Annotated in this window: 18 protein-coding genes; 12 read left to right on the top strand and 6 right to left on the bottom strand. The window is 43.8% G+C overall.

From position 1 onward, the window contains the following. The 3 genes from A3738_RS26140 to A3738_RS26130 all read left to right on the top strand — a co-directional run. A partial coding sequence (locus A3738_RS26140) for a VCBS domain-containing protein (protein WP_082890152.1) occupies positions 1–2,326 on the top strand: 2,326 nt, incomplete at its 5' end. Between the two features lie 117 nt (positions 2,327–2,443). After that, on the top strand, positions 2,444–4,651 hold the full coding sequence (locus tag A3738_RS26135) for a type I secretion system permease/ATPase (RefSeq protein WP_082878429.1): 2,208 nt from the start codon (positions 2,444–2,446) through the stop codon (positions 4,649–4,651). Continuing rightward, positions 4,648–5,988: an HlyD family type I secretion periplasmic adaptor subunit gene (locus A3738_RS26130; RefSeq protein ID WP_068478833.1), complete on the top strand. Its 1,341-nt coding sequence runs from the start codon at positions 4,648–4,650 to the stop codon at positions 5,986–5,988. The genes A3738_RS26135 and A3738_RS26130 overlap by 4 nt, the downstream gene beginning before the upstream one ends. Before the next feature lie 68 nt (positions 5,989–6,056). Here A3738_RS26130 and A3738_RS26125 read toward each other — a convergent pair whose 3' ends face one another. Beyond that, positions 6,057–7,670, bottom strand: a complete 1,614-nt coding sequence (locus A3738_RS26125; protein WP_068478836.1) for a hypothetical protein — start codon at positions 7,668–7,670, stop codon at positions 6,057–6,059. Between the two features lie 246 nt (positions 7,671–7,916). Between A3738_RS26125 and A3738_RS26120 the strand changes: the two genes are divergently transcribed. The 3 genes from A3738_RS26120 to A3738_RS26110 all read left to right on the top strand — a co-directional run bounded on the left by A3738_RS26120 (position 7,917) and on the right by A3738_RS26110 (position 10,820). Continuing rightward, entirely contained in the window at positions 7,917–9,221 is a 1,305-nt protein-coding gene (locus A3738_RS26120; RefSeq protein WP_068478839.1) for a TolC family outer membrane protein, read from the top strand. A gap of 24 nt (positions 9,222–9,245) precedes the next feature. After that, positions 9,246–9,959, top strand: a complete 714-nt coding sequence (locus A3738_RS26115; protein WP_068473171.1) for an OmpA family protein — start codon at positions 9,246–9,248, stop codon at positions 9,957–9,959. A gap of 183 nt (positions 9,960–10,142) precedes the next feature. After that, a complete protein-coding gene (locus A3738_RS26110) occupies positions 10,143–10,820 on the top strand; it encodes a VCBS domain-containing protein (protein WP_156493751.1) in 678 nt (225 codons plus the stop codon). Positions 10,821–10,941: 121 nt separating this feature from the next. On the opposite strand, the gene A3738_RS26105 is transcribed toward A3738_RS26110, so the two are convergent. From A3738_RS26105 to A3738_RS26085, 5 genes are all read right to left on the bottom strand, one after another. Beyond that, complete coding sequence (locus A3738_RS26105; protein ID WP_068478845.1) at positions 10,942–11,631, bottom strand: hypothetical protein; 690 nt, start codon at positions 11,629–11,631, stop codon at positions 10,942–10,944. Then, positions 11,628–12,131: a hypothetical protein gene (locus A3738_RS26100; RefSeq protein WP_068478848.1), complete on the bottom strand. Its 504-nt coding sequence runs from the start codon at positions 12,129–12,131 to the stop codon at positions 11,628–11,630. The genes A3738_RS26105 and A3738_RS26100 overlap by 4 nt, the downstream gene beginning before the upstream one ends. Positions 12,132–12,477: 346 nt before the next feature. Next, positions 12,478–12,972, bottom strand: coding sequence for a hypothetical protein (locus tag A3738_RS26095; RefSeq protein ID WP_068477676.1), 495 nt, complete (start codon positions 12,970–12,972; stop codon positions 12,478–12,480). 37 nt (positions 12,973–13,009) lie between these two features. Beyond that, positions 13,010–14,737 carry an ATP-binding protein gene (locus A3738_RS26090; protein WP_068477678.1) on the bottom strand — a complete coding sequence of 576 codons (1,728 nt, stop codon included), beginning with the start codon at positions 14,735–14,737 and terminating at the stop codon, positions 13,010–13,012. Positions 14,738–14,748: 11 nt separating this feature from the next. Then, positions 14,749–15,288: a heme NO-binding domain-containing protein gene (locus A3738_RS26085; protein ID WP_068477680.1), complete on the bottom strand. Its 540-nt coding sequence runs from the start codon at positions 15,286–15,288 to the stop codon at positions 14,749–14,751. A gap of 239 nt (positions 15,289–15,527) precedes the next feature. Here A3738_RS26085 and A3738_RS26080 point away from each other — a divergent pair, with 239 nt between their 5' ends. The 6 genes from A3738_RS26080 to A3738_RS26055 all read left to right on the top strand — a co-directional run bounded on the left by A3738_RS26080 (position 15,528) and on the right by A3738_RS26055 (position 24,725). After that, positions 15,528–15,854 (top strand): Hpt domain-containing protein, encoded by a 327-nt coding sequence (locus tag A3738_RS26080; RefSeq protein ID WP_068477681.1) that lies wholly within the window; start codon positions 15,528–15,530, stop codon positions 15,852–15,854. 74 nt (positions 15,855–15,928) lie between these two features. Continuing rightward, positions 15,929–17,266 (top strand): HlyD family type I secretion periplasmic adaptor subunit, encoded by a 1,338-nt coding sequence (locus tag A3738_RS26075; protein ID WP_068477683.1) that lies wholly within the window; start codon positions 15,929–15,931, stop codon positions 17,264–17,266. Continuing rightward, positions 17,256–19,496, top strand: coding sequence for a response regulator (locus tag A3738_RS26070; protein WP_068477685.1), 2,241 nt, complete (start codon positions 17,256–17,258; stop codon positions 19,494–19,496). The genes A3738_RS26075 and A3738_RS26070 overlap by 11 nt, the downstream gene beginning before the upstream one ends. A 44-nt stretch (positions 19,497–19,540) precedes the next feature. Continuing rightward, on the top strand, positions 19,541–20,941 hold the full coding sequence (locus A3738_RS26065; protein WP_068477686.1) for a TolC family protein: 1,401 nt from the start codon (positions 19,541–19,543) through the stop codon (positions 20,939–20,941). Continuing rightward, complete coding sequence (locus A3738_RS26060; RefSeq protein WP_068477688.1) at positions 20,938–22,584, top strand: ABC transporter ATP-binding protein; 1,647 nt, start codon at positions 20,938–20,940, stop codon at positions 22,582–22,584. The genes A3738_RS26065 and A3738_RS26060 overlap by 4 nt, the downstream gene beginning before the upstream one ends. Further along, a complete protein-coding gene (locus tag A3738_RS26055; RefSeq protein ID WP_068477690.1) occupies positions 22,581–24,725 on the top strand; it encodes an ATP-binding cassette domain-containing protein in 2,145 nt (714 codons plus the stop codon). Before A3738_RS26060 ends, A3738_RS26055 begins: the two co-directional genes overlap by 4 nt. Positions 24,726–25,210 lie beyond the last annotated feature (485 nt).

Here is a 25,210-nt window from a genome sequence, read left to right as displayed (position 1 = left end):
GGCCGCCGCTACGACCCATATTCCAGCGGGTTTTGCGCTTGCCGCTGATGGTCACACGATAACAGTGACCCCGGGCAGTGCGACGTTTCAACACTTAGCGGCAGGTGCGAGCACGACACTAATAATCAGTTATCAGGTGAACGATTCGCGTGGTGGGGCTACTGCACAGACGTCAAGCATCACGATTACCGGCACGAATGATGCGGCGACGATTAGTGGCGTGTCGACAGGACAAGTGGTTGAAGATAGTGGTCAATTAACAACCGGCCAATTACATATCGTTGATAAAGATGATGGCGAGTCTAGCTTTAAACCAGAAACGATTGTGGGCACATTTGGTACTGCACATATTGATGTAAGTGGTCACTGGACTTATGTGCCAGATAATATCAAATCACAGTCATTATCAGGGGGGCAGGTCGAGCACGAACTACTGACTGTCCATAGTGCGGATGGTACAGCACATCAGCTAAATATCACCGTAAAAGGCACTAATGATCTTCCTGTAATAATAGGCGCTAGCACTGGCGCTGTAATAGAAGCGGGCGATGGTTCCAGTGGCAATGCCGATGCCACTGGAACGTTAAACGTAACCGATCCAGACATGGGCGATACCCCCAGCTGGCAAGTGGTTCAGGGGCAGGGCCGCTATGGTCAGTTGAGTATTGATCAACAGGGACAGTGGCATTATCAACTGGACAATACAAGCCATGCGACGTATACCCTAGCAGCTAATCAACAGGTAACAGAGCACTTTACTGTCACGGCCACAGACAGCAGCGGCACACCGGTACAGCAAACGATAACGATCGACGTGACGGGCACTAACGATGCGCCGGAGATCACCTCTATTACAGCTCAAGCAGCACATGAAGGCGATACGACACTAACAAAAGGGATAATTTATGTCGCAGAGCACGATAACCACGACCGAGTTAGCTTTTCTTCCCCGAGTGTCGACGGTTTTGTACTCCAGCAGAATGGGAAATATAGTTTTGATCCCAGTCACAGCAGCTACAATCATTTAGCCCAAGGCGATGTGCAAACAATTACAATTCCGGTAACTCTTACAGATTTGGCTGGAGCTAGTGACACGAAAAATCTTGTCATCACCTTAACCGGGACTAACGATGCGCCGGTGTTAGATCAGATTCAAGCGCAAAGTGTTACGGAAGACGGCCAAGTGCTGACCGGTCAGTTAACGTCAACTGATACGGATGACCATGACGTTGCGCATTATAGTGTATTGCAACAAACCGACGGATTTACCCTGCATGCAGACGGTAGCTATAGCTTTGATCCGGGCCATGCGAGTTACCAACACCTAGCGGCAGGTCAAGTTCAAACGCTGACAATACCCGTTGGTGTAGTCGATCAAAGCGGTGCGACTGACACGCAGAACTTAACCATTACCGTGCACGGAAAAGATGAGTATACCCCACCTGTCATCAGTATCGATATTGACATTGCCAATGGTGGTCTGGTTCCCCAAGCAGGCATTATTGGCGGGCCTTCCGTAGCTAGCTATGAATATGACTTAGATATTTCTGTCCATAAAAATCCAGGAGAAACTATAGACAGTATCGCTCTAACACATCTACCCAATGGTGTAGCTCTCATCTATGACAATGGCCACTCGGTACCGCAAAGCCACAATAGCTATCAAATCGATCCGGCACTCAGTGACCAACTAAAACTGATCTCTGATCATGCGCTTACCGCGACCAATTCAGGTTTTGAAACTACCGTTGTCACCACAGATACTGGCAGTGGTTTACAAGCGACTTCCGTCATCGATGCTCAGGGACAAGTTCAGGTCAGTACTGTTAATTCGGTTACCCACGATGAGTCTATCGATAATAATGAACTATTGAATGAATTTACCATTGATGATCAGCAAATGACTGCATCGTTAGTCGCAGAGCAGTTTGAATATTCATTTAGCGATGAACCTCTTCTTAACTTTTCTGCAGCTCATGAACAGCTTCAGGAAGAAAATAGCTCAGACAGAACAGATCAGAAATCTCTTGATACTTCAGAAGAGCGCGCCGCTACTGTTCTTGGTGGAGCCTCTGAAAATGAGGCAAACGATGCTTTACAAACCATGATTGAAGAACATCTAACAGCCCACCACAAGACTAAGGTAAAAGACGAAGCAAACATTGCAACGAAGAGTGGCGATAGTGAGCATTCTGATGGCGCTCAGAGCCAAACGGACCTTGCTGTAGACGGCACAGAACCAGACGAGTCAGTGGGTGGCAGTTCAAGCTCACATTTAGATAGTTTAGTGGCCAAACCCGATGATGATAGTTTGCCGCCGATATAGTGATTAAAGATTGCGTGACAAAAAGATGCCAACTCGGTCATGCCGGACTTAATCAGGTATCAGGTTGACGCGTTAGAGTTTGAGATAACAGAATTAAATAGCAGTTCAGAGGACTAAATGACGAATCAGCAGGATAATAATTCTCAGATGGAACAGTGGGATACTGGCTCGCCAGAGCGCACGCATTTTGATCCTTTGCTCGATAGCTTAGTCATAGTTTCAAAACTCTATGACAAACCAAGCACAGCAACAGCATTAAGTGCAGGCCTTCCCCTCGTCGAGAACAAGCTAACCACTACCCTGCTCCCGCGTGCCGCAGAGCGTGCAGGCTTGTCTACTCGCATGCTAAGCCGCGAACTCGATTCAATTGTTCCAGAGGTATTGCCTGCCATAATGTTACTTCACAATGGCAATGCGTGCGTACTGAATCATATCGACAAAGATTCCAATCAAGCGACCATTATTCGACCTGAAGCAGGCTTGGGTGAGGAAAAGCTTGATCTCGAGACCTTGAATGAGTTTTACACCGGATTTTGCTTTTTTATCAAACGCGAATACCAATTCGATAAAGAACGTAAACTGGTGACCGGAGAAGCCGGTAAACATTGGTTCTGGGATACGCTCCGACTGTCATTCCCTATTTACCGTGACGTCATCATAGCATCGGTATTGATTAATTTATTTGTTCTCGCAAGCCCATTTTATGTTCGCAATGTGTATGACCGCGTTGTACCTAACTCAGCCTTTGATACTTTATGGGCATTCTCAATCGGTATCGGCATCATTTTCTTCTTCGACTTGGTGTTAAAGTTAATACGTACTTACTTTCTTGATGTCGCAGGTAGGAAATCAGATGTTATCTTATCATCTAAGATATTCTCGCACGTTCAGGCCTTAAAATTAGAGTACCGGCCTTCTTCAGTAGGCTCGTTTGCAAAAATGGTCAGTGAGTTCGAGAGCATCCGAGACTTCATCACCTCTGCAACGATGAGTACGCTCGTTGATATTCCATTTGTAATTATATTTTTGATTGCGATCTACATATTCAGCGGAAACCTAGTGATTGTGCCAATCGTCGCAGTACTCATTATTCTCATCATTACCATCGTTATTCGGCGCCCGGTCGATGAGTCAATCACGCATAGCTATGGTGCCTCGACCGTCAAGAATGGTTTGCTCATTGAAACCCTGAACGGTTTAGAGACGGTTAAAAGCAATCGTATGGAAGGCCTGAATCAGCGCAAGTACGAACAAAATGTCGGTGAAAACTCCTATTGGAGCAATCGCTCTCGCTTGTACTCAACCATCGGCACCAGCACCTCTGGTTTTGTTCAGCAAATGACGACTGTCGCTCTACTGATCGTTGGCGTATACGAAATCTCAAACCATGAACTAAGCATGGGCGGTCTGATCGCCGCAAGCATGCTGACTGGGCGCGTAATCGCCCCAATGGCGCAGGTAGCAGGTTTGATCGCTCGCTGGGGTCAAACTAAAGAGGCGTACGAGGGCATCGAGCGAATTATGCAAATGCCGGTTGAGCGTGAGGAAGACAAGCAATACCTACAACGCAACCACACCGAAGGACACTATGAGCTTGAAGGCGTAGGCATCACTTTCCCTGAACAAACAGTGCCGATCATTAAATCCGTCTCGCTTGATATTCCTGCAGGCAGTCGACTGGCGGTGATCGGTCGAATTGGCTGCGGAAAAACAACATTATTGCGCTTGTTAATGGGGCTCTATACACCGACCGAGGGCGTCATCAAATTGGATGGCATTGACATTCGACAACTGGATCCCAGCGATTTACGTTCTTTGATCGGATGTGTTGAACAACAACCGATGCTGTTTGCAGGGTCCATCCGCGAAAACATTGCATCCGGCACACCTTATGCGACTGACGACCAAATTCTAAAAGCCGCAGAGATGGCCGGCGTATTGGAATTTACCGCGACGCATCCAGAAGGATTAAATCGACAATGTGGAGAACAAGGACGCATGCTCTCAGGCGGGCAGCGTCAATGTGTTGCACTCGCACGCGCACTGCTTCGCGATCCAAAAATCTTAATTTTTGATGAACCAACTAGTGCACTAGATCAAGACTCAGAGCGACGTTTAATCACGCGTTTAAGCAAGCTCGCACCTGATAAAACAATCATCGTATTTACACAGCGTCTTGCAATACTGAGCTTGCTCGACTCGCTCGCGGTAATGGATGATGGTGAAATTCTAATGCACGGCGCCAAGCAAGAAATACTCGATCGCTTATCAGGAAAAATACCTGCACAAGATAAGTCCGATACTAAAGACGGAGGTGAAGCATGAGCACTAGTGATCACCTCAGCAAAAAACAATTGAAGAAGCTGCATCAAGAAGACTTAGATTTTATTACAGATGCCTCGCAAGGCGAGTTAATGCGTACGCCAAAAGTGGCGCAAATCACCTTATGGGTGTTGCTCGTCATGGTACTCGCGCTCATTGCTTGGGCTTATACATCGAGTATTGATGAGATTGTTCGCGGCCAAGGAAAAGCCATTCCGCTCAGTCATACACAAGTCATTCAAAATCTTGATGGCGGTATTATAAGCGCTATTCATGTGCGTGAAGGCCAAACCGTGGAAGCGGGTGATCTACTCATGGAACTAGATGCAACAACTGCCGGCGGCTCTCTCGCGCAATCAGTTGCAGAAACCTCTTCTTTAATCGCAGAAGAAATGCGTTTAGCGGCAGAGGTTGCCGGTACGGCACCTAATTTCACGGAAGAACAAATCAAACAGAATAAACGCTTCATCGAAACCCAAATTCAACTATACAAAGTTCGTCAGGAAGAACTACATAAACAAGTCGAAGACATTCATTTAAAAGCAAGCAAAGCCCGGCAAGAACTTGTTGCGGCGAACCAACGTCAACAAGATCAGCAACGACAAGTGCAGCTTGTTGAGCAGCAACTAAAAATGAATGAGCCTTTGCTAAAAATGGGGGCCGTATCTGAATCTGTGGTGCTCGATATTCAGCAACAATTGAGTCGTGCACAGTCTGAAGTCAATTCCACAAAAAATGAAATTCCTGAACTGAGATCAGAAATAGATCGCCTTCAAAAAGAAGAAGAAAGCGTTGTGGCAAGTTTTAAAGCCAAAGCCCAACAACAACTTTCTGAAGTAAGAACGCGCCTTGATATTGCGCGTGGTAAACAAACTGTGAGCGCTGCGAGCGTTGACCGAACTGAATTGCGCTCTCCGGTGGATGGCATTATCCAGACCTTGCACATAAATACGATAGGCGGGGTCGCGAGACCAGGCGCAGAACTTATCGACATCGTCCCTGTGGGTGATGAATTACTTGTCGAGGTGAAAGTAAAACCTAAAGACATTGGCTTTGTTCGCCGAGATCAGTACGCCAAAGTGAAAATATCGGCCTTCGATTTTGCTGTCTATGGCGGATTGGATGGCAAGGTCGAAACCATTTCTGCTGACTCAATTACGGACCAACGCGGAAATAGTCACTACCTTGTGAAAGTACATGTAGACCAAGCGTACTTTGATAACCCTAACGGGCGCTTGAACGTCATACCTGGCATGCAAGCAACGGTTGATATCAGCGTAGCTGAACGTTCAGTATTGGAATACATCATGAAGCCGCTGTTGCGGGCCTTGCAACGCTAGAGCTGCGCGGGAGTAGAACACTGGGTCAATATTTGACGCCAGTGTTACTAACCAAATGACAAACGAAACTAATCTAGTCGAAGAACACGAACCGTATTTTCAGCAGGTCCCGAACCGCTTTGTGGCGCACGTCTTTCTTGGAAGATAATGGCCGTTTGACCCTTCTCCGAATTAACATCGATAGCGAGTGCTTGATTATCCGTAGGAATATCTACGATAGCACTTTCATTTTCAAAACTCTGTTGAGAAACGATGCTGTTAGTCGATTGATCAAACAGACCGGTTTGTACTCGAAAATAGGCTACTCGAACTCGCGAAGTATATTGAGAGCAACTGCCCGCCCCAACATTGTCGGCGTCTTCACAAAGGCTCTCTTTGTACGCGATCGCCATATTGCCATTACCGGCGAAAGCCATATCTAGCGCATTTTGCGTGTAGCCTGCACTACCAACTAACCCTGCTTGCAATACCTGAGCATCATCTAATTGATAGCCTGCTTGATCCGCTCCCGAAAAATTAATACGTCTGATAATCGGTCTCTCATTACCATCTTTCGTCGCAAAAAATGCCCAGACCATATCGCCATCAAGTGCCTTAACAAGTCGCGCATTGCGCGCTGTATCGAAAGTCAGCCCGCCATTGATGATACTTGAAGCAAGTGTCGCTGGGTGCGCCCTATCAAGATTCTCATCAAGAATGAACAAACCCACCTGATCATTTGTCAGTTCATCGAAAGTCACAAACAATGCTGCTGAACCTGATGCTAATTCGACTTGGGGATTGGCATACTGATTCGTACCGGTAGTGTCTTGGGCAATAACCTTAGAAACATGACTGGTAATACCCGAAGCATTCGCTGAGATATTTGCCGCAACAATACGATCAAGCGTTACAGTAGAACCGTCGGTGTAACTTAGATTTTCTCCGAACACTAAGCCCGCTTTCAGAGTATTTGAAGAAAACTCCGCAGATAACGAAAGTGAACTGAATTGCTGAGCGCTCGCATTCAATTCAACACTTGGATCAATGTCCGAACACCGATCTTGATAGCTAGCAGAGCTGTTTGGTTTATAAGTCAAACACACATCGTAATTCGAATTTGACTGCACAATGTAAGCATAAACCGGATGCTCCTCCGAGCCATAATCCACGACTGTAGAGCCAAATAATTGAACATTATCAGTGTACGTCGAGCTGATCAATTCAGTGCCACTCATATTGAACGCACCTTGTTGCACCGTCACAGTATCAGTGCTCGAGGAACCCGATGTGAACGCAAAAGTACGAACGCCTTCATCAATAAAAGTCGCAACACTCGGTAGCACATTATCTAAGAATAAATTTGGTGGCGGTTCACTCCATTGCGCATTGTCGTATTCATAGGTGATGTCCTTGAAACCCTCTTGAGCACCATTATCCATCTCAAGCCTAAAAATAGCGGAGATATTGCCATCTTCATCGATAGAAATAGCCGGGCTATCAATACTGCGTGCCGTCGCACCTGTTTCAGCTAAGGTTTGCTCATCATGCCAAGCAGGACAGTTCGAGTTAGGATTATTCAACTCAGGATAAGAGGAACACTTTTGAATCGTGCCCGCAGAGCCTCCTCCGCCTCCACCGCACGCAACAAGCAATACTGAAGCAAGGCTTGCAGGAAGAATTTGGATAAGTCCTTTCGTCATAATCTCTCCGAGAGAGGCCTCGTAATACTAAGACCAAAAATGTGAATCATTGGGCGGAACGATACGATTTAGACATAAAAATGTAAATCCAACAAAATCAACTACTTATAAAAAAAATACATTGTCACAGAATTTTTATATTCAAGTGCGACTTTCTAGCGCAAAAAACAAACATCTACTATGCTGAATATAAATAAAAATTCCGCCAAACATCTGGCCGCGACATTATCAAGGAGTGATCCAAATATGCGACTTAGAGCGACGATCTGCATTCTCGTATCGAGTGTTGTCTCATCCTCTCTGGCTCACTCTAAAACCTTAGAAGAAACAACCTTCGAAGCACTACAAAGTAATCCTGAAATGTCGGTCGCTCTGCAAAGCTACTACGCATCGCGAGAAGACTTAGGCGCTGCGCAAGGAAACTTTCTACCAAGCTTAGATTTAAGCGCTGACACTGGGAAAGAAGATATCGATCGACAAGGCGTTGGTGAGACCAATCAAACGCGAACCCAAGCAAAGTTACAGCTCACTATTCCTGTATTTCGCGGCTTTGCGAATGTGAGCGAACATGATCGCGCTGACTTCGCGATGCAAGCAAGTTATTACCAAGCCTTGGGGCAAGCAGAACAAACTTCTCTATCGATCGCTAAAGCCTATACCGATGTTTTAAATGCACGCGATGTCGTGCGCTTATCAGAAGAGAATTTAAAGCGGCATGAAGAAACTTTTGAACTTGTTAGTGCACGAAAGAAACAAGGCGTTTCTAACAAAGCTGATTTGACCCAAATGAAAGGACGTCTCGCACGCGTCAAAGCCAATCTACTTTCCGCAAAGAATAACCTGCGTGATGCCGAAACCGTCTTCGCGCAATTGACAGGCGAACGCCCGGCCACCCTGATTCGTCCAGAAGTCGATCAAGCTTACATCCCCGAGAGTAACGAACGTGCTCAAACCTTAGCGTTGAACAATAATCAAAGCTTAATTGCGAGTCGCTTAAACGTGCAATCCGCTTCCGCCAATACAACGGGGCTAAACTCGCATCTTTATCCTGACTTAGATATCGTCGCTGACCGCAGATGGAAAGACGACGTTTCGGGGTTTGATGGCGAAGAAAACGAGTGGCGAGTTCTGCTAGAAATGAATTGGAACCTCTATCAAGGTGGATCCAACGCATCACGACAGAAAAAAGCACGTTATGAAGAAGAAGCTGCACGAATGCGCTCAAACCGTGTTTACCGAGAAGTTCAAGCAAATGTTGACGCCTCGTGGGATGCTTATCTAACCCTCAAGCAAACACTTATTCACCTAGAAGACTACGTCAATCAAAGTGAAGAAAGTGCCACTCTTTACATGGCTCAATTTAAGGCAGGTAGGCGAACATTACTCGATTTGCTTGATGCACAAAATGAGGTGTTTGAAGCAAAAAAACAGTACTTGGCTGCCGATTACGAATACATCTATACACAATATAGAGTCATAGCGAGTATGAGTTATATTCTCGACGCATTACGCGTAAATGTTGAAGGTTCTCTCGCTCAAGAAGATTCATAGCCAACGATCAATGAGGATCAAAAAATGTACTCACGATGCTTACTCTTCATTTGTTATTTCTCATTAATCGCATGCGCTCATCACAGTACCGAAAACACTGAGGACAACCAAGAGTTCGGTTCAGGCTTACCATCAAAACATGCTGAAACCGCTCCTGAACCCTACAAAGTTGAGCCCTTTCTAAAAGAACATAAGACTCTAGATGACCAAGACGACGATGGTGTCATCGATCAAAGAGATCAGTGCGATAAGAAAAGCACAAATGCCGTGATTGATAACGAAGGTTGTGTTGAGTCTTACAATGAAATTCAAAGCATCGATTTGGGTATTCAGTTCGCGAGTAACAGTGCCGAAATTTCGAAAGAGTATTACCCAGTTATTGAAAACCTTGCGAAAACCTACAAGCAAAATCAGAAATTCATGCTTCTCATAGAGGGGCATACAGATAGCACTGGCTCTCCCTCCAGCAATCTAACACTGTCTAAAAAACGAGCCGATGCTGTTGCGAATGTTCTCATCAAGCAATATCAGATCGACTCCCAAAAAATACTTACCGCTGGGTTTGGCGCGGATCAGCCCATTGCCTCGAACGCATCAAAAGAGGGGCGACAACAAAATCGACGAATGATCGCGCACTTAATCACACAAGAACGCGTTATCGCGAAGCAATATGATATATGGACTATTGAGCTTGGTTCATCGAGCAAATCATCGACAAAGCAATTTAACGCCATCTAATCTTCCCTACTCTTCCTCTCTTTTTCAGACTCTTTTTCCTTCTCTTTCACCTTCTTATTTAGACCTCCAAATCACAATTGTTTGCCTTTTGCCTCACGTAACAACGATCAGATCTCGTTAACATAGCGTTACATTAAGGTAAATTTCGTATCACATTATTATTATAGCGAAGAGGTCGCTGCAGTGTTTTCAGTAGTGGAAGTAACAGGTCCAGTATTTTATATGGATTGGACAGGACGTCGCGTAGAAATTAGGGAGCAAGACAGCTTAACCAAGGACGACTTAGTCTCAAGCCTATCGAAACAGAGCATTACCTTAAAAAATACTGCCGGTCAGCGTTTCACTCTTGATACTGATACACCTCGTTCCGTGGAACAACTCATCAACCAGAGTTCTGCTGAGAACAAACGCAACTCGCTTCAGGCTTTAAAACATCTAGAAATTCTTAACAACGAATACAAAGGTACGATGATTTCAGACGAAGGCATCGGTGCTTATGGTCAATTTAAACGCTTGAATCAAAGCACTTCTATGCAAGCTCAAGAATATCAGGGCCGTTTCGGCTCACTGATTGTGTTTGCTACAGGAGAATGGTTCTACCACTTTGATGAAGCTACTCTTGATGGCATCAAGCTTAGCGAAGGCGCACGACAAACTGATGCTTTTACCATCAGTGTTCAAACGCGTGACTTAGATATCGACTTTGCCTTCGATATAAAACTTCAAGGTTCTGAAGACATTCCTGAGATCGTCGAAACACAACTTGAGATGTTAGAACAACACGAGAAATCAGTTGAAACGAACGTTGTTGCTGAAAACGAAATCATGTCAATGATCGATGAGTTGCTCACAATCAACTAAGAACAATACGCTCAAATTACTAAATGCGAAGCAAATGAACTGTCTGCTTCGCCATTCCCTCCAGTTTAAAGCTTTAGCTTGAGGACCTGCCGCCACTCTGAGCAGGAATAAAGCTCTCGGTTTAGCCATCGATTCCGTAAACCTTGAATAAAAATAAAATATTAACGGACGAACCATTATGAAGATTTCTCGCATAGTTGCGGCAGCTAGTATTAGCTTGTCTGCAACAATTCCGTTTGGACAAGCCACTGCGCTCAGACTTTAGCTTCGACATTTGCTGAATGTTGTTCGACACCTTCGGTTGTGCCAACACCATAATCACAATCATTAGAACCATGATCGTTAGTGGTGCAATCACCAATACGCCACCAACCAAATAGATAATGAACAAGAACAAAAACAAAAACAAAAACAAAAACACGAAAGGTAGATCTACAATCGCCGTAATAGTCATTGAATTAAGAAAGTCTCGAACCCCATCGAAGTCTTGAAATTGTTTAGCGAAAGTACCAATGGAATTCGGCGTGCTCTCGCTTTTAGAGGCCATTACGTTCTGCAGGATGCGGGTCAATAAAAACGTATCAATGTGCTGACCAATTTTGTCCGTCAACATGGGTCGAGAAGACTTCAAAATCCAATCAAAGATCAGACCGATGGTGACGATCGCGGTGAGTACCCATAAGGTATTAAGGGCTAGATTGGGCACAACTTTGTCGTACACGTTCATCGTGTAGAGCGGTATAAATAAAGCGACTAAATTAATGACAACCGAAGCCAATACCGCATCGCGATAAATGGTCTTATGTTTCACAACTTCTTTGACGATCCAGTTATCACAGAAACTCTTTGATGGTTCGAGCTCTCCCGCGTCATCGCTTTTGAATTCAACATAGAATTGCGCCAAGGGCGAAAACTCAATGAGTTCTTCAGCTGAAAGATATTTTCGGTACGTTGCTTAATATCAAACACTCGCCAGTGGCCTGGCGTATATTCAAGAATCACTAATGATACCTTGTTTTCACCGACTAGAAGCAGAGACAGTAAGCCGAGTAAGTCATCAACCCCTTTCTCGTGAACTTTGCTAGTGGGTGTAAAAGTAAGATGGTTAATGCGTGCGAGCTCATTGAGCTGCTCTATCGAAACACTTTGAAGAGGTTCTTCACTGTCTAACTGATGTGCTTCTTGGTGATAATCAAAGTATCCAAGCGAACAAGCTACAGAGTCAAACGCTGCACGATATGATAACTCAAGACTAGAAGCATCTGGTGTACTAGCCCCTAAAGCCTCTGCTTCTTGCTCAGAGACAGTCATCACGTGACCCAAGGACTACTTAGCCTGAGTATCGATCTGTTCTGTTTTCTCTGATTCTGACTCATTATTGTCATCCATCCTAAACTTTCCATTCTTTTGTATTAAATTCCAAAAGTAAGATCAGTTTCAGGATACTTTTTCGCACTACGCCTTATCTGCGAAAATATGCATCAAAACAATTGGTTGGCTGCTTACAGGCGGGCCTTCATATAATTTTGATGCAATTCAAGTTTAGATTTTTAGGATTTCAAGTTATTTCAAACTACATAACAAATTTACAAAATCGGTTGCAAAGCCGCTTGTAATTAGGTGATCCATCTAACGCCGATAATCGTGCGTTGACCACCTAACTCGTGGTTTTGTCTTTTTTCGCTTGCATAATTAGAGCGACCTCTAAGCCAATCACAACCAGTGATAACACTAAGAACCACCAAACAAATGCTTCAACGAAAGCAATGATGCCGACCGCGACAAATAGGTAAAAGCCTACGACGGCATAGCGGTAGTGCAAGCGCAGACCATCTGTAAAAACAGTAAGCGCTAAGATCAAAAAGCTAACGAGAGCACCCTGAGAAGGATCGAGACGTCCTGCATCCATAAACAAATAGACCATGACCAGCGCTGTAAATCCGCCTATCCAATGCCCAGCATGGTGCATCACATAGACTTTCCCATCGCTTTTCAGCGCCAAGAAAGTAAACAAAATGGCAAGAAAAACGAAGATTCCCATCCAATAATAAATACTCGTTTCAACAGAAACCTCAGTAATCACAACACCGATAATCGATAACACTAGAATCAGGATGGGGGAAAACCAATGACGTGTTTGACGCTCTTCCATTGCTCACTCCTCGTTATAAAAACCAAGACAGTAAAGTCTAAATTTCGCTTAAATCAATACCAGATATTTCTGCGTTGACCGATGCCAAAACGCTGGAATATTCCTCAATTAATCGATCAATATCGCTTTCACATTTCGTTTGAATCGCTGCTTCTAGATCATTTAATAGCGACTCAAGGTTCTTAGCTCCAATGGCGCCAGCAAGACGTTTAACAGTATAGATTAGCCGCAAACTATTCATTTCATCTTTTTCTATACGTTTTTGATCTAGGGCGTAGACACCGTCTTCACAGCAGCGCTGAAACTGCATGAGAATCCGACAATAAAGATGTCGATTGCCATGCAATGCTGTCAATGCAGCATTCGCATCAATCATGTTCTTGGTATCAGATTTTGGTTTGGCGAAAGATTCATCATTGCCGATCGAGGTTTTAAGAGAATGCTCTTCGATCTTTTGCAGTAAGTCTTCAAGAACAAAAGGCTTGGTTAAGAAGTCCGTCATACCGACTTCAAGACAACGCGCTTTGACGTCTATCGCAGCGTTGGCAGTCATGGCGACAATGGCTAGCTGCTGCGGATCGAAAGATTCTCTGATTTTTAAAGTGGCACTATAGCCATCACAAACCGGCATTTGCAGATCCATCAGCACTAAGTGATACTGATTCTTAGAAACACAGTCAACCGCCTCAAAACCATTCGAGGCGATATCTAATTTAGCGCCTTCGCTTTCAATAAGATATTTGGCAAGCTCTTGGTTGATGAGATCGTCTTCGACCAGGAGTAAGTAATAGCCTTTCAGCCGATTTTCCCGTTTGTTTTGAGCTGCTTGTGGGCATTCGACTTCTTGCTGCGCAGGTGAATAACGTACTTTAAAGAAAAAGGTCGAACCTTTACCTTCGGAACTTTCAACCCATATTTTACCGCCCATGGCTTCGCATAGTTGTCGCGATATGGTTAATCCTAAGCCTGTTCCGCCGTACTTACGACTCATCGAATTATCAGCTTGGGTGAAAGGAGTGAACAGTGTTTCCATCACAGCTAAATTCATGCCAATCCCTTGATCTTGAACGGCATAGAGAAGAATAAAATCGCCTGAATCTAGTTTCTTATCCATAGAAATAGAGAGGCTCACGCTACCTTGATCTGTAAACTTAATCGCATTAGACATTAAGTTATTTATCACCTGTGCTAGACGATTCGGATCACCGACGAGCATGCTAGGAACTTGCTCATCAATATCCACGTTAAGCGCTAAGTTTTTATTTCGAGCAGCGATCGTGTGGGTATCTAGCAATTGTCGAATAAGCTTAGCGTGGTCAAATTCAAGCGTTTCGAGCTCAAGCTTACCGGCCTCAATCTTAGCCATGTCAAGAATATCGTTGATTAGAGAAAGCAAGCCTTTTGACGAGGTGAGTATATTTTCTAAATAGTGTTGGCTTTGGTCTTTGCTCAGATTCGCGTTTCGATCTTCATTGGTCAGCACTTCACTGAAGCCAATAATGGCATTGAGTGGTGTGCGCATTTCGTGGCTAATCATGCTCACGAATTCGCTCTTAGCCTTATTCGCTTCCATTTCTTTTTCAAGCGCTTGGGCCAAGTCAACACTGCGCACGTCTACCGTTCGTTGCAGATCTTCAGAAAATGACTTTAGAGCCTCATTGGCTTCCCATAATTCTAAAGATTTTTGCTCGAGCAACTCCTCAGCCTGCTTTCTCGCTGCCCGCTCTCGCTCTAGCCTGCGCTTCCATTTCGCTTCATCTGTCATTCGCGCGACACTTAAGCCTTAGCCAAGGTAAAGGTTTGCGCGGTACCATCTGTTTTAGGGTCTTCGCGCGTGATATTTATTTGCTCTCCAAAATGATTAATGGCGCCGAGCATCAGGCCATATGCGAGTTCAGCAAAGGGGCGATTACTGCGGTATTTCATAACAAGGGTATTATCGTCAATGCGCTCTGTACCAAGTTGAGGCAACTCGGCGTCTGGGTAAAGTTTGCGCACTTCTACGTGAACATGCCCATCGATTTTCTCTAGAAAATCAAAAGAACTTTCTGCATTCGCAAACATGTCGGAAAAGCTCACACTGAATTTTTTGATTAGGTGTTGACCAAAGACATGTAATAAATCAGGAATAGGCGTTCCTGTTCTTGCTGACAAGGCGGTCACTAGCTGCAGCATTTCTTTATAATCATAAAGTCCTACGGATGTATAAGCACCGCCACTCTCAAGATCACAGTCGTCAATAATTTCGTCCACCATATCTATCGAGAACAGTTCTTCTACTAACTCAATGAACTCTGAAAAAACGACACCTTTCATTTCACCCTCCTCAGCAATATCACCAGCACTCTAATCAAGTTTGACTCCGCTCAGCGCTTACTCTGGTCTAGCTAACCCTAGCTTAGTTCAAAGTCTGAATAATACTTCATCAAGAACCTCGTAATTATCCTAGATTATTCACGCAATAACCGCGTATGAAGCCGGTATTTTGACATTAAATTTTATTGCTTTACTAACAATTACGTCTATATTTTGATTTCACTTACGGAGGGAATTCGATGATTGATATAGACCAATTGAACACACGCTTGGGGAATAATGCTGCGATCGTTGAGAAGATATTTGGTATTTTCACGGTTCAGTATGGCAGCCAAAACGCCGTGTTTGATAGCGCCGTGTCATCGGGCAATACAGAGGAGATTTATCATTTGGCACATTCGTTAAAAGGCGCTTTAGCCAATATGTGCGCTGTTGATGATGCTGCCGCAGCTGCTGAAATAGAGTCCGCAGCACGAGGCGGAGCTGTACCAGACGAAGCATTAATAGCAGATATGGAACAGCGTATTAAAGCTATTAATGATCAAATTCTCAGCCACCTCTCATAATGCTACATACCAGAAAGGCATGACACAAACAAACAAAAAGTCAGGCCTTTTTAGCAGTAAAAATGGCAGACTAAATGAGCGAAATTCAACGAGTCATCAAAAAGGCGATGCTAGATCATGCGCTAGATCAGCGTACAATTGATGACGCAGAAATTCCTGGCAAAACTGGTCGTCGTTTACAAATTCTGTTCTTCACGACGATTCTAATTCTTCTAATCTGGTCGACACAGGCCGAATTAGATATCGCCGTTTCTGCCCGCGGCGAAGTTGTTCTCAAACAAGACATCGAGAAAATCCAACACCTTGAAGGCGGAATACTCGATCAACTTTTAGTAGCCGAAGGTGACCGAGTCTTTGTNGGTCAACAAATCGCACGGTTAAAAGCGGCTGACCGGGATGTTGAACTGCAATCTGCTTCAGTCGAAAGCTTGGCATTACGTTTGGATATCGAAAGGTTAACTTCCCTAATTGAAGAAAGAGAACCCGATTTCTCGTTTTCTGCGATTGATGCACAATCTGCCGAGTTAGTCGAAGCGCAATGGCAAAGTTGGTACAAAGAGCATCAAAAAAATGAATCCAATGACATTATCGTCGGGCACGACATCAAGCATAAACGGGGCCTAATGGCCTCGATGAAAACAAGGAAAGCAAGTGCGCATAAGCAATTAAAACTCATTGAAGAACAACTCTCGATTAAGGAAGCTCTTTACAAAGAAAACGTCGCGTCTTATGTCGACGTACTTAACATGCGTGTGCAACGCATGAACATGACGCGCGAAATCGAGAATTTAGACGAAGGCATACTTAACGAAGAATTTGCACTCGCCAGGCTCGAGAAGCAACTAAACGACCAGCGCTTAAAACGTCATTCTGATTATCGCATGGAACTAAGTGAGTCCCGCAAAGATCTCCAACTGAAGGACCAAGCACTCATACGCGCGTCTGATAAAGTTGAGCGTATGGAAGTATTTTCTCCCGTTGAGGGCATCGTCGACAAACTTCACTTTAATTATTTAAGCGCCGTCGTCCCACCGGGCGAAAGTATTGCGGATATTGCACCCTTAGGCGGTGAACTGATTGCCGAAGTTAAGTTGGCAAGAAAAGACGTTGGCTTTGTCGAAATGGGGCAACTCACTAAGGTAAAGCTCGATACCTACAACTTTACGCAATACGGCAGCATCGACGGCACGATTTCATCAATCTCGAGAAGCTCATTTAAAGAAGAGGACAATGAGTTTTTCATGGTGCAAGTGAGCTTAGCACGTGACTACGTTGAGCGTTCAGGCCTGCAATACAAGATCACTCCGCACATGGAGCTCACGGCTGATATTCAAACCGGCACACGACGTGTGATCGACTATGCTCTGAAACCAATTATGGCCGCGATACAGGATTCCTTCGATGAACGCTAGCAAGCTCAGCGTAGTGGTATCAAAAGCTAACTCGCTATTATGTGCAGGCTTTGCGATCCTCTGCCTCGCTATCTCGGCGGTATTTGTCATTCACGATATGACGGTTACGCCCGAGAGCGACTTAAAACAATATCGTTTGGTCGAACAATCTGAACACCTCGTGAAACTCACGGAAACCCTGTTACACAATTCAGAAAGCTGCAAGAGCCAACCCTGTTTAGACGACTTTATCATCACGCCCACAGCGTTATTAAAAAGCGAGGCGGAACGCTTTCGAAACATGGTGGGACAAGAACGTAAAATTGCGAGCTTTGTCGGTGTCACCAGCCTAGATATTCTCACCCTACACTTAGATCAATTTTTACAAACGAAGGACAATCACGTCCTCTATAATCATCTACTGAAAGACAGTACCAACATCGAGGCGATGCATGCGCGTTTTTACGCACAGTTTGAGCTCTCCCAAAACGAGAAACAAGCGTTAAAAATAAAGCTGTATGCGAGCTTCATATCAGCCTCTGTCATCCTCTTCTTTATTGCATATTTATCAGCCCACTTTCGCTCTAAGACCCAAGAAAAGCTCTACACAGAGATCAACATGCGTCTGGATCAAACCGCACAAACCATTAGCCAATGGGATACCGATGGTTTTAAAACGTTACTCGGTGAGACCGATCTCAGCGAATTAGAGCGACGTGCCTTTTCGAAGGTTTTGAACACAGAGCACGAGCTTGATCACTTCCGTAACCAAATGGATTTGTACCGAAAACTATACGCGATGATCGGTTTTGAAATGCGCGGCATCACCACCACGATCAAAGGTGGTTTGCGCGTTTTAACCAAAGATACAGATGACCATGGTGTGTTCTTAGCGCATGAAATATCGATGGCTACGGATATGCTCGAAGAGTTGGCCGAGAATTTCAATCGCTTACTTTCATCGGGCCAAGCAGAAGGTGGCGAGTTTATCGACATTAATGCACTCCTCGCGAATTTATCTACATCCCTTGCAAGTAAGGTACGACGTAATAAATGCAAAATGGAAAGTTATATCGATCCGCACATTCCGAGTGTTGTGTTCGGAAACCAGATCGGCGTGTTCTGGACCCTGCTGTTCCACTTTTCAAATGCGATTACACAAATGAGCGACAAACACGCGTTGCTGCTCGTTCAATGCCAGTCAGCTGATAGCATCGATAAAATTGTGTTGTCATTCGAGCTTCTCTTCAGCAATGAACTCAGTGCGCCGCTCGACGAAGTCTTAAATGCAGAGTGGTTTGAAGCTCAGAGCCTAGGCTCACGCTCCGAGTCTCAGCAGCTATTGGGCAGTGATGCACAACTGAAAGTGCAGTGGTTAGATTGTTTAGACGAATCGTCGCCGACACTCACTCAAGCCGAAAAGTTAGTCGTCAGTATTGAAGCAACGCCAAAAGTTTATCCTGAAAACGAAGCAATCCTTGAAGGAAAGAAAGTACTGTTATGTGGCGACTCTCCATTGCAATTGGATATTCTCAGCCGCACGATTTCCGAATCTGGTTGTGGCTTGGAATGGGCAAGTTCACCTAACGATATTTTCAAAGCGAGTGCCAAGGCACAGGAGTTTGATGCCTTTATCGTGACAGATACGGTACCAGGCATTGAGTTGAAGTCATTCTGTAAAACACTTAAATCTCGCTTGGCAAAAGTAAAAGGCAGTACACGTCTGCTGCTTTCTGTGTCGGATCCTGACTTGGTCGAAGACACCTACCAGAATGTCGATCATATATTCTATCGCCCCTCAGACAATAAAAGCTTTATCACCAAATTGATTCAGCAGATCGATCAAGAGGAGAGTAAAACCGCTGTGACAGACGAGCGCATACTCGTTGTTGAGGATGATCAAATTCAGCAAATCATTTTGGTTCAGCTATTAGAAGAATTCGGCATTAGTTGCGATACGGCAAATTCAGGGGAAGAAGCGCTGAAATGTTTAAAAGAAGCAAAACCAGCGATCATTTTTATGGACTGCATTATGCCCGGTATGGGCGGCATTGAAGCAACACGAAAGATACGTGCAAACCCCGATCAATATGGTGAACTGACCGTCATTGGTGCTACAGCACTCACGAGCAACAAAGATAAAAAAGAATGTATGGATGCTGGTATGGACTACATTATTGGCAAGCCATATAAAAACGAAGAAATCTTCAAGGTAATCAAAAACTACATGGCGGTACAAAAAATAAGTTAGCGCGTCCCCACAAGGTCTGTCGCGCAGGGAGATAATCAACACGAATGTTGAAGTTCGTTATAACTAAACTGATTTTACTTAGCCAGCTGGGCTATGTTCAGCAAAGCTATGCGGATAGTCTCGCCTCTGTGGTCGAACAAGCGATCAACAATAATCTTGAAATCGCGAGTGCGCAAGCAGGCCTTGAAGCGAGCGAATACGATAAGTCGATCAGCCTTACTGAGTTTTTCCCAAGCCTTAGTGCTAGTGCCAATACAACCTGGAATGAATCCGACACAGAACAAGATCCGGGACCGGATATCGAAAACGAGTATAACGAGCATGGTTATCAGATCACACTTAACCAACGGTTATTCGATCTTGGCCGTCTATTTCGCTACAGCCAAGCACGTCAAGAATACACAATTGAACAGCTCAAGTTTGAACAAACCCGTCAGGAGATTATTTCTAGCGCCTTCAATAACTACCTTGAAATCCTTCAGCTTTACACCCGCAGACTCGCAACAGAACATGAGTTAGATTCATCTAACGCACTCTTACAACAGGTCAGTAAAAATGTCGAAGCAGGAAACACCGCCCGCTCGTCGCTATACGAGGCACAAGCAAAAGTGGGCAGCGTGAGCACTTTGTTAGTAGATCTACAGAAACGTATCGATATTGCAATCGCAAAACTACAAAAAGATGCCGGTTATCGTGCAAGCCCAACCTATGATATTGATCCGTCTATTTTGATTAGCGAAATTGATCAAGCCACCCTTTCGATTTACCTGAATCAATTGCGAGACTCCAATTTCGATATTTTGATTGCGTATCAAACACTTCAAAAAAGTAAGAGTAGCTTGAGTGAGACAAGATCAAAATTCTCTCCAACGATCAGTGCGGGTATAAACTACTCATACACTGATACGAATAACGCATCCTCTACTGTTCTGCCTGCCACTGGAGATAGTGATAACACGAGTTATCGAGTGACGCTCAACTTGCCAATCCTTATCGGTGGCGAGCGTTTCTTTGAGGCAAAAAAAGCTAAGCACCTAGTTCAACAATCACAGCTCGATTTTGACAATACCTATCAACAAGCAGAGCTTGATCTCAAACAAGCCGTATTAGAAGTCAATGCAAATGTTAAATCTGCCATATTGCTTAAACAAAACGTACAAGCAAATAAAGAGTCTTTCAAAGGACAAAAACGTGCCTATGAACTAGGAGAACGAACTTTGAGCGATGTCCTATCTGCCGAAAAATTGCTTTTTGATAGCCTCAGAGCCTTCTTTGATACTCAATATAACTATCTTAAGAATGTGGTTGAAATTCAGTCTTTACTCGGAAATTTAAGTTTAAAAATGGTCGCTAACATTAGTGCTCGAATGCGTCAATATGACTGGAGACAACGTCCAGAACTTGATTCTTTAATCAGAAGTATTGAGCAAGGAGGTGATGTATGAGATTTAAGCGCTTTCCAAAGCTCGGTTTAGAAGGAAGCTTTTATCTCATTTGTTGTTCAATTATCAGTACCTTACTTAACCTCGTACTACCATTTTCTATACTTATCATTTTTGATCGTATTTTACCTAATAGTGCACAATCTTCACTTTGGCTATTGTTTATTATTATTTTGCTTGCAGTGATTCTCGATGGCATTATCAGTCAAATAGAGCAAGTATTTGTTTCCCTTCAAATAAAACGCTTTGAATCGCATATTACAAAAGGCATATTCCATGCGATCTCACATGCAAATTTATCTCGTTTCAGTCAGCTCTCGAGTGGAGAATATCTAGAGAGAATTTCGATGATTCACGCTATCAAAAACTTCTTTGGTGGCGATAGCATTAAAGCGAGCATAAATGCTTTAACCAGTGCGATAACAATAATCGTTATATATTTCATAGATACAGGTGCCGGCCTAACCGTATTAACGGCCTCATTTATTCTTTTCTTGTTTGCAAACCACCTTTCAAAATCGAAAATCAATACGCTCCCTAAAAAATCATATTATGAAGGACAAACCAACTCGAAAGTTCTTGAAATTGTTTCCAATCCCACCAATCTAAAAGCCAGCGCTATGGAAATGCGTATGGAAAATTTGATGTCGAATTTGGTCAAAACGCGGGAACGTCGGAGCACTGAATATGAAGAACTAGATTCTCAATTCAATCTCATGCTCACTTTGATCCAACACGTTACTGTTTCATTAGTTGTAGTTCATTGCGCAGTATCAGTCATTAGCCAGGATATCAGCCAAGGTGTGATGGCGGCGGTCATCCTATTAACAAATCGTTATTTCGCACCTTATCAACAAATCATGCACACCTTATCGCGCTGGAAAATCAATGAGGTATACCTTAATCGCTTAAACGAACTTCTTGAGCTCGATGAATTTACAGTGAATCAGACGGATACAAATCTAAGACTAATAAATTTAGAGGTTCCCTCTTTTAACAAAACCTTGGCGCTCGGCCAGTTATGCGTGTTGAGTGGTCCTTCATGTAGCGGTAAGACCTACCTTTCTCAATGCATTACACGTGAACGGGAGGAACACGCAGAGTCCATTAAGACAAACGGCAAGCCTATTCAGAATATCCCTTATAAAATATGGCGTGAACAAGTGATTCATATTAACCGTAGCTCAAGCTTTATTGAAGGGACAATCATAGACAACATTACATGTTTCCAACCCGCACTGCATAAAGCCGCTTATGCGCTTTGTGAAGCAATGCAAATCAAGCACACCATAGATGAGCTAAGGCAGGGGTTTTATACAGAGTTTCGCTCCACAAATACCGTTCCATTGCCTCGTCAAGTTATTTATGCATTGGTTATTATTCGTGCTGTTTTGAGTCGTAAATCGATCATTATCATTGATGATCTGGACCTAATCTATGACACCCGTTTTGTTAAAAACTTGGTCACCTGTATTCGTCCGCGCTCAGATGCTTTTATCTGTATTTTTGTATCCAATCGTCTTCACGAAATCTACCCAAAACTTGAGCATATCGTTTTACCTCAACGATCGTTAAAGAATCAAGCGAGAAACATAGAACCAAAACATCAAAACAAAAACGATATAAATAAGGATATCATTGCATGAATACCTTAGTTGCCTTTGATGAAGTTGAACAACGTCTGCATCAATTTGCAAATAGTCCCTTAGGTGAAAATTACTTTGAGGCACACCCAATTTCTCGTGGAATCGCTTTTAGCTTAGTTGCACTAGGCTGGGAAGGAACACCTGGTATTTTAGCCGATGCATTTTTGCCCACCAATGAAGATCATGAAGCTTTCACAAACACACTTACACGTTTAGGTTATAGCCCTGAGCACGAGGATGGTGTCACACGGGAGAGATTAGCTAAAATTGACAGTCCTTGTTGGATCTCATGTATTGGGTTTAACGGTATTCTGATCGAGTATAACCTCGAGAAACAGCAACTATGCATCTATGACTACCGCAATGACAATTTGTTCTATAAAGAGGCTGATGAGCAGAATTATACGATCATTCACATCTCGCGTTATTCCAAATTGTTTCGCGAGCCTCCGCCTGAGAGCCAAGACAAAAGCAACTGGATAAAGTATTGTTTTTATCGCTATAACCGTGAGTTACACCAACTAACAATACTCAGTTTTATCGTGAGTATTTTGGGTGCAGTCAACCCTTTCTTTATCATGATCATTTACACCTTCGCATTAACTTCAGGTTCTCTTTCAAGTCTCGCTTGGCTAACAGCGGGATCTATTATAACCGCGCTTTTGGAATACAAATTCAAGAGAATGCGCTTGGATATTCTGAATAATTCAGGACAAGATCTTGCCATCTATATCGCATATACCGTCACATCAAAATTACTCTGGCTGCCCTATGCTCTGACGACTGGCGCAAGGGCTTCAGCACAACTTGCACGTCTAAAAGATATTGATCAGTTTCGAAAATTGGTGACTGCAGAATCAACGCTTTCTTATTTCGATTTCCCTTTTATCTTAGTATTTCTAATTGCCATTATGCTGCTTTCTGGGCTCGCAGCTGTAGCTGTTGTAGCAGGTGTTATCATCATGCTGCTTTACTGTCTCTACGCACGCCAAAGTTATGAACGAGCCACCTCGCAAAACTCACGTGCAAATGCGATGGTCTCTCATCAATGGAATGAGCTGTTCACTAGATTGGCTTCTATTCAAGGTTTGCCCCTAATACAAGTAATAGAATCACGTTTTGGGGCTGCACAATCACGGAGTTTAGATGATTCCAACCATGTAGCGATCACTAATTCGCGGATCCAGAATACTGGTCAAGTAATGACGCAAGTCATCGGCACATTAAGTATAGTGATCGCGGTGTTAGCCGTGATGCAAGGTTTAAATGAACCGAGCGCAATGATTGTAATCATTATTTTGGTGTGGAAAGCATTAACACCAATTATGGGAGTATTCAATGCAATCACCCGTTTTAAATCGATTCAAAGCTCTGCACGTCAAGTGAATGCATTGATGTCCTTGGATGATGATCGCCAGAACCTAGAAAAAAGCCCACCTATCGATCAAGTAAGCGGCAATATTCAAGTACATGGCCTGACTCATCGTTATCCAGGCAGTACTAAAGGCTTAACTAATCTCGAATTCAAAGTGAATGCGGGCAGTAAAGTCACCATAGTTGGACCACCCGGCTGCGGCAAAACCAGTTTATTAAAAGTACTTGGTAATCTTGAGCAAAACTATCAAGGAACGGTATTGTGCGAGGGTTATAATATCCATCAATTTAATAATTATCGCTATCGTCGGTCTGTTAAATACGTGCCTTTTGAAAGTCATTTTTTCTATGGGACGATGAAGGAAAACTTTGAGCTATATAACGGGACTATGCGCGATAGAGATATGCGCGAGGCTGTCGACTTATTTGGCTTGAGCGAATACTTTCCTCAAAGCGTTAATACCTTGTTATCGCCATCACTTATCAACGAGCTGCCAAATGGAATTCAACAGCTGTTACGGCTTTGTATTAACCTTGGAGACATGCGTCATAGCTTGTATTTGTTAGATGAACCTTTACTTGGCTGCGCAGATGAGTTCGGCAAGATTGTTACTTCGCTCATATCAGGTCCTCTCGAGAATAAAACCGTACTCGCAGCGACCAATGAAAAAGCCATCGTTGCATCGTTTAATGAATGTTTATTACTCGATGATCTAGGCGGGCAAAAGTATTTTGGCTCGCCAGATAAAGTGATTCAGACTTTGTAGTTTAAGTGTGTGCTGGACTCTTATAGAAAAAATAGGATGGAGTATTACATACCTCTAAACTCATCGTAGCGGGATCGCCTTCTCGAAGGATGAGTGACTGCCAGTCAAAAATGGATTAAGCGAGTTCCGCAGCGCCATTTTTTACCAAGACACGAATGGACCCGAAGGGCCTAAGAGCAGGTACGCCTTTCTTTGGTACTTTCTTGGGCGAACAAGAAAGTACATAAAGTAAGAAAAGAAGAGTAGAAACTAGGATTTTAGGGGTACCGCAGGCCCCAAGAGCTGAGGCGCGTATAGATTTTTAAGACCTTTGGCATCAAAGGTCTTAAAACGCTGTCGACCGCCGCCGACAAGAAAAGATTAAGAGTCCGACGTCTGACGTCTTTTCGCTTCATCCCACAGCTGATCAAGCTCTTTTAGGGTGCAGTCTTCGAATGCCTTACCTTGCTCTGAAAGAGCTGATTCGATGTAATTGAATCGTGAGG

The sequence above is a fragment of the Oleiphilus sp. HI0066 genome (genome assembly GCF_001635725.1).
Note: the sequence above shows the minus strand (reverse complement) of the source record. Positions and strands in the feature narration are given on the sequence as shown.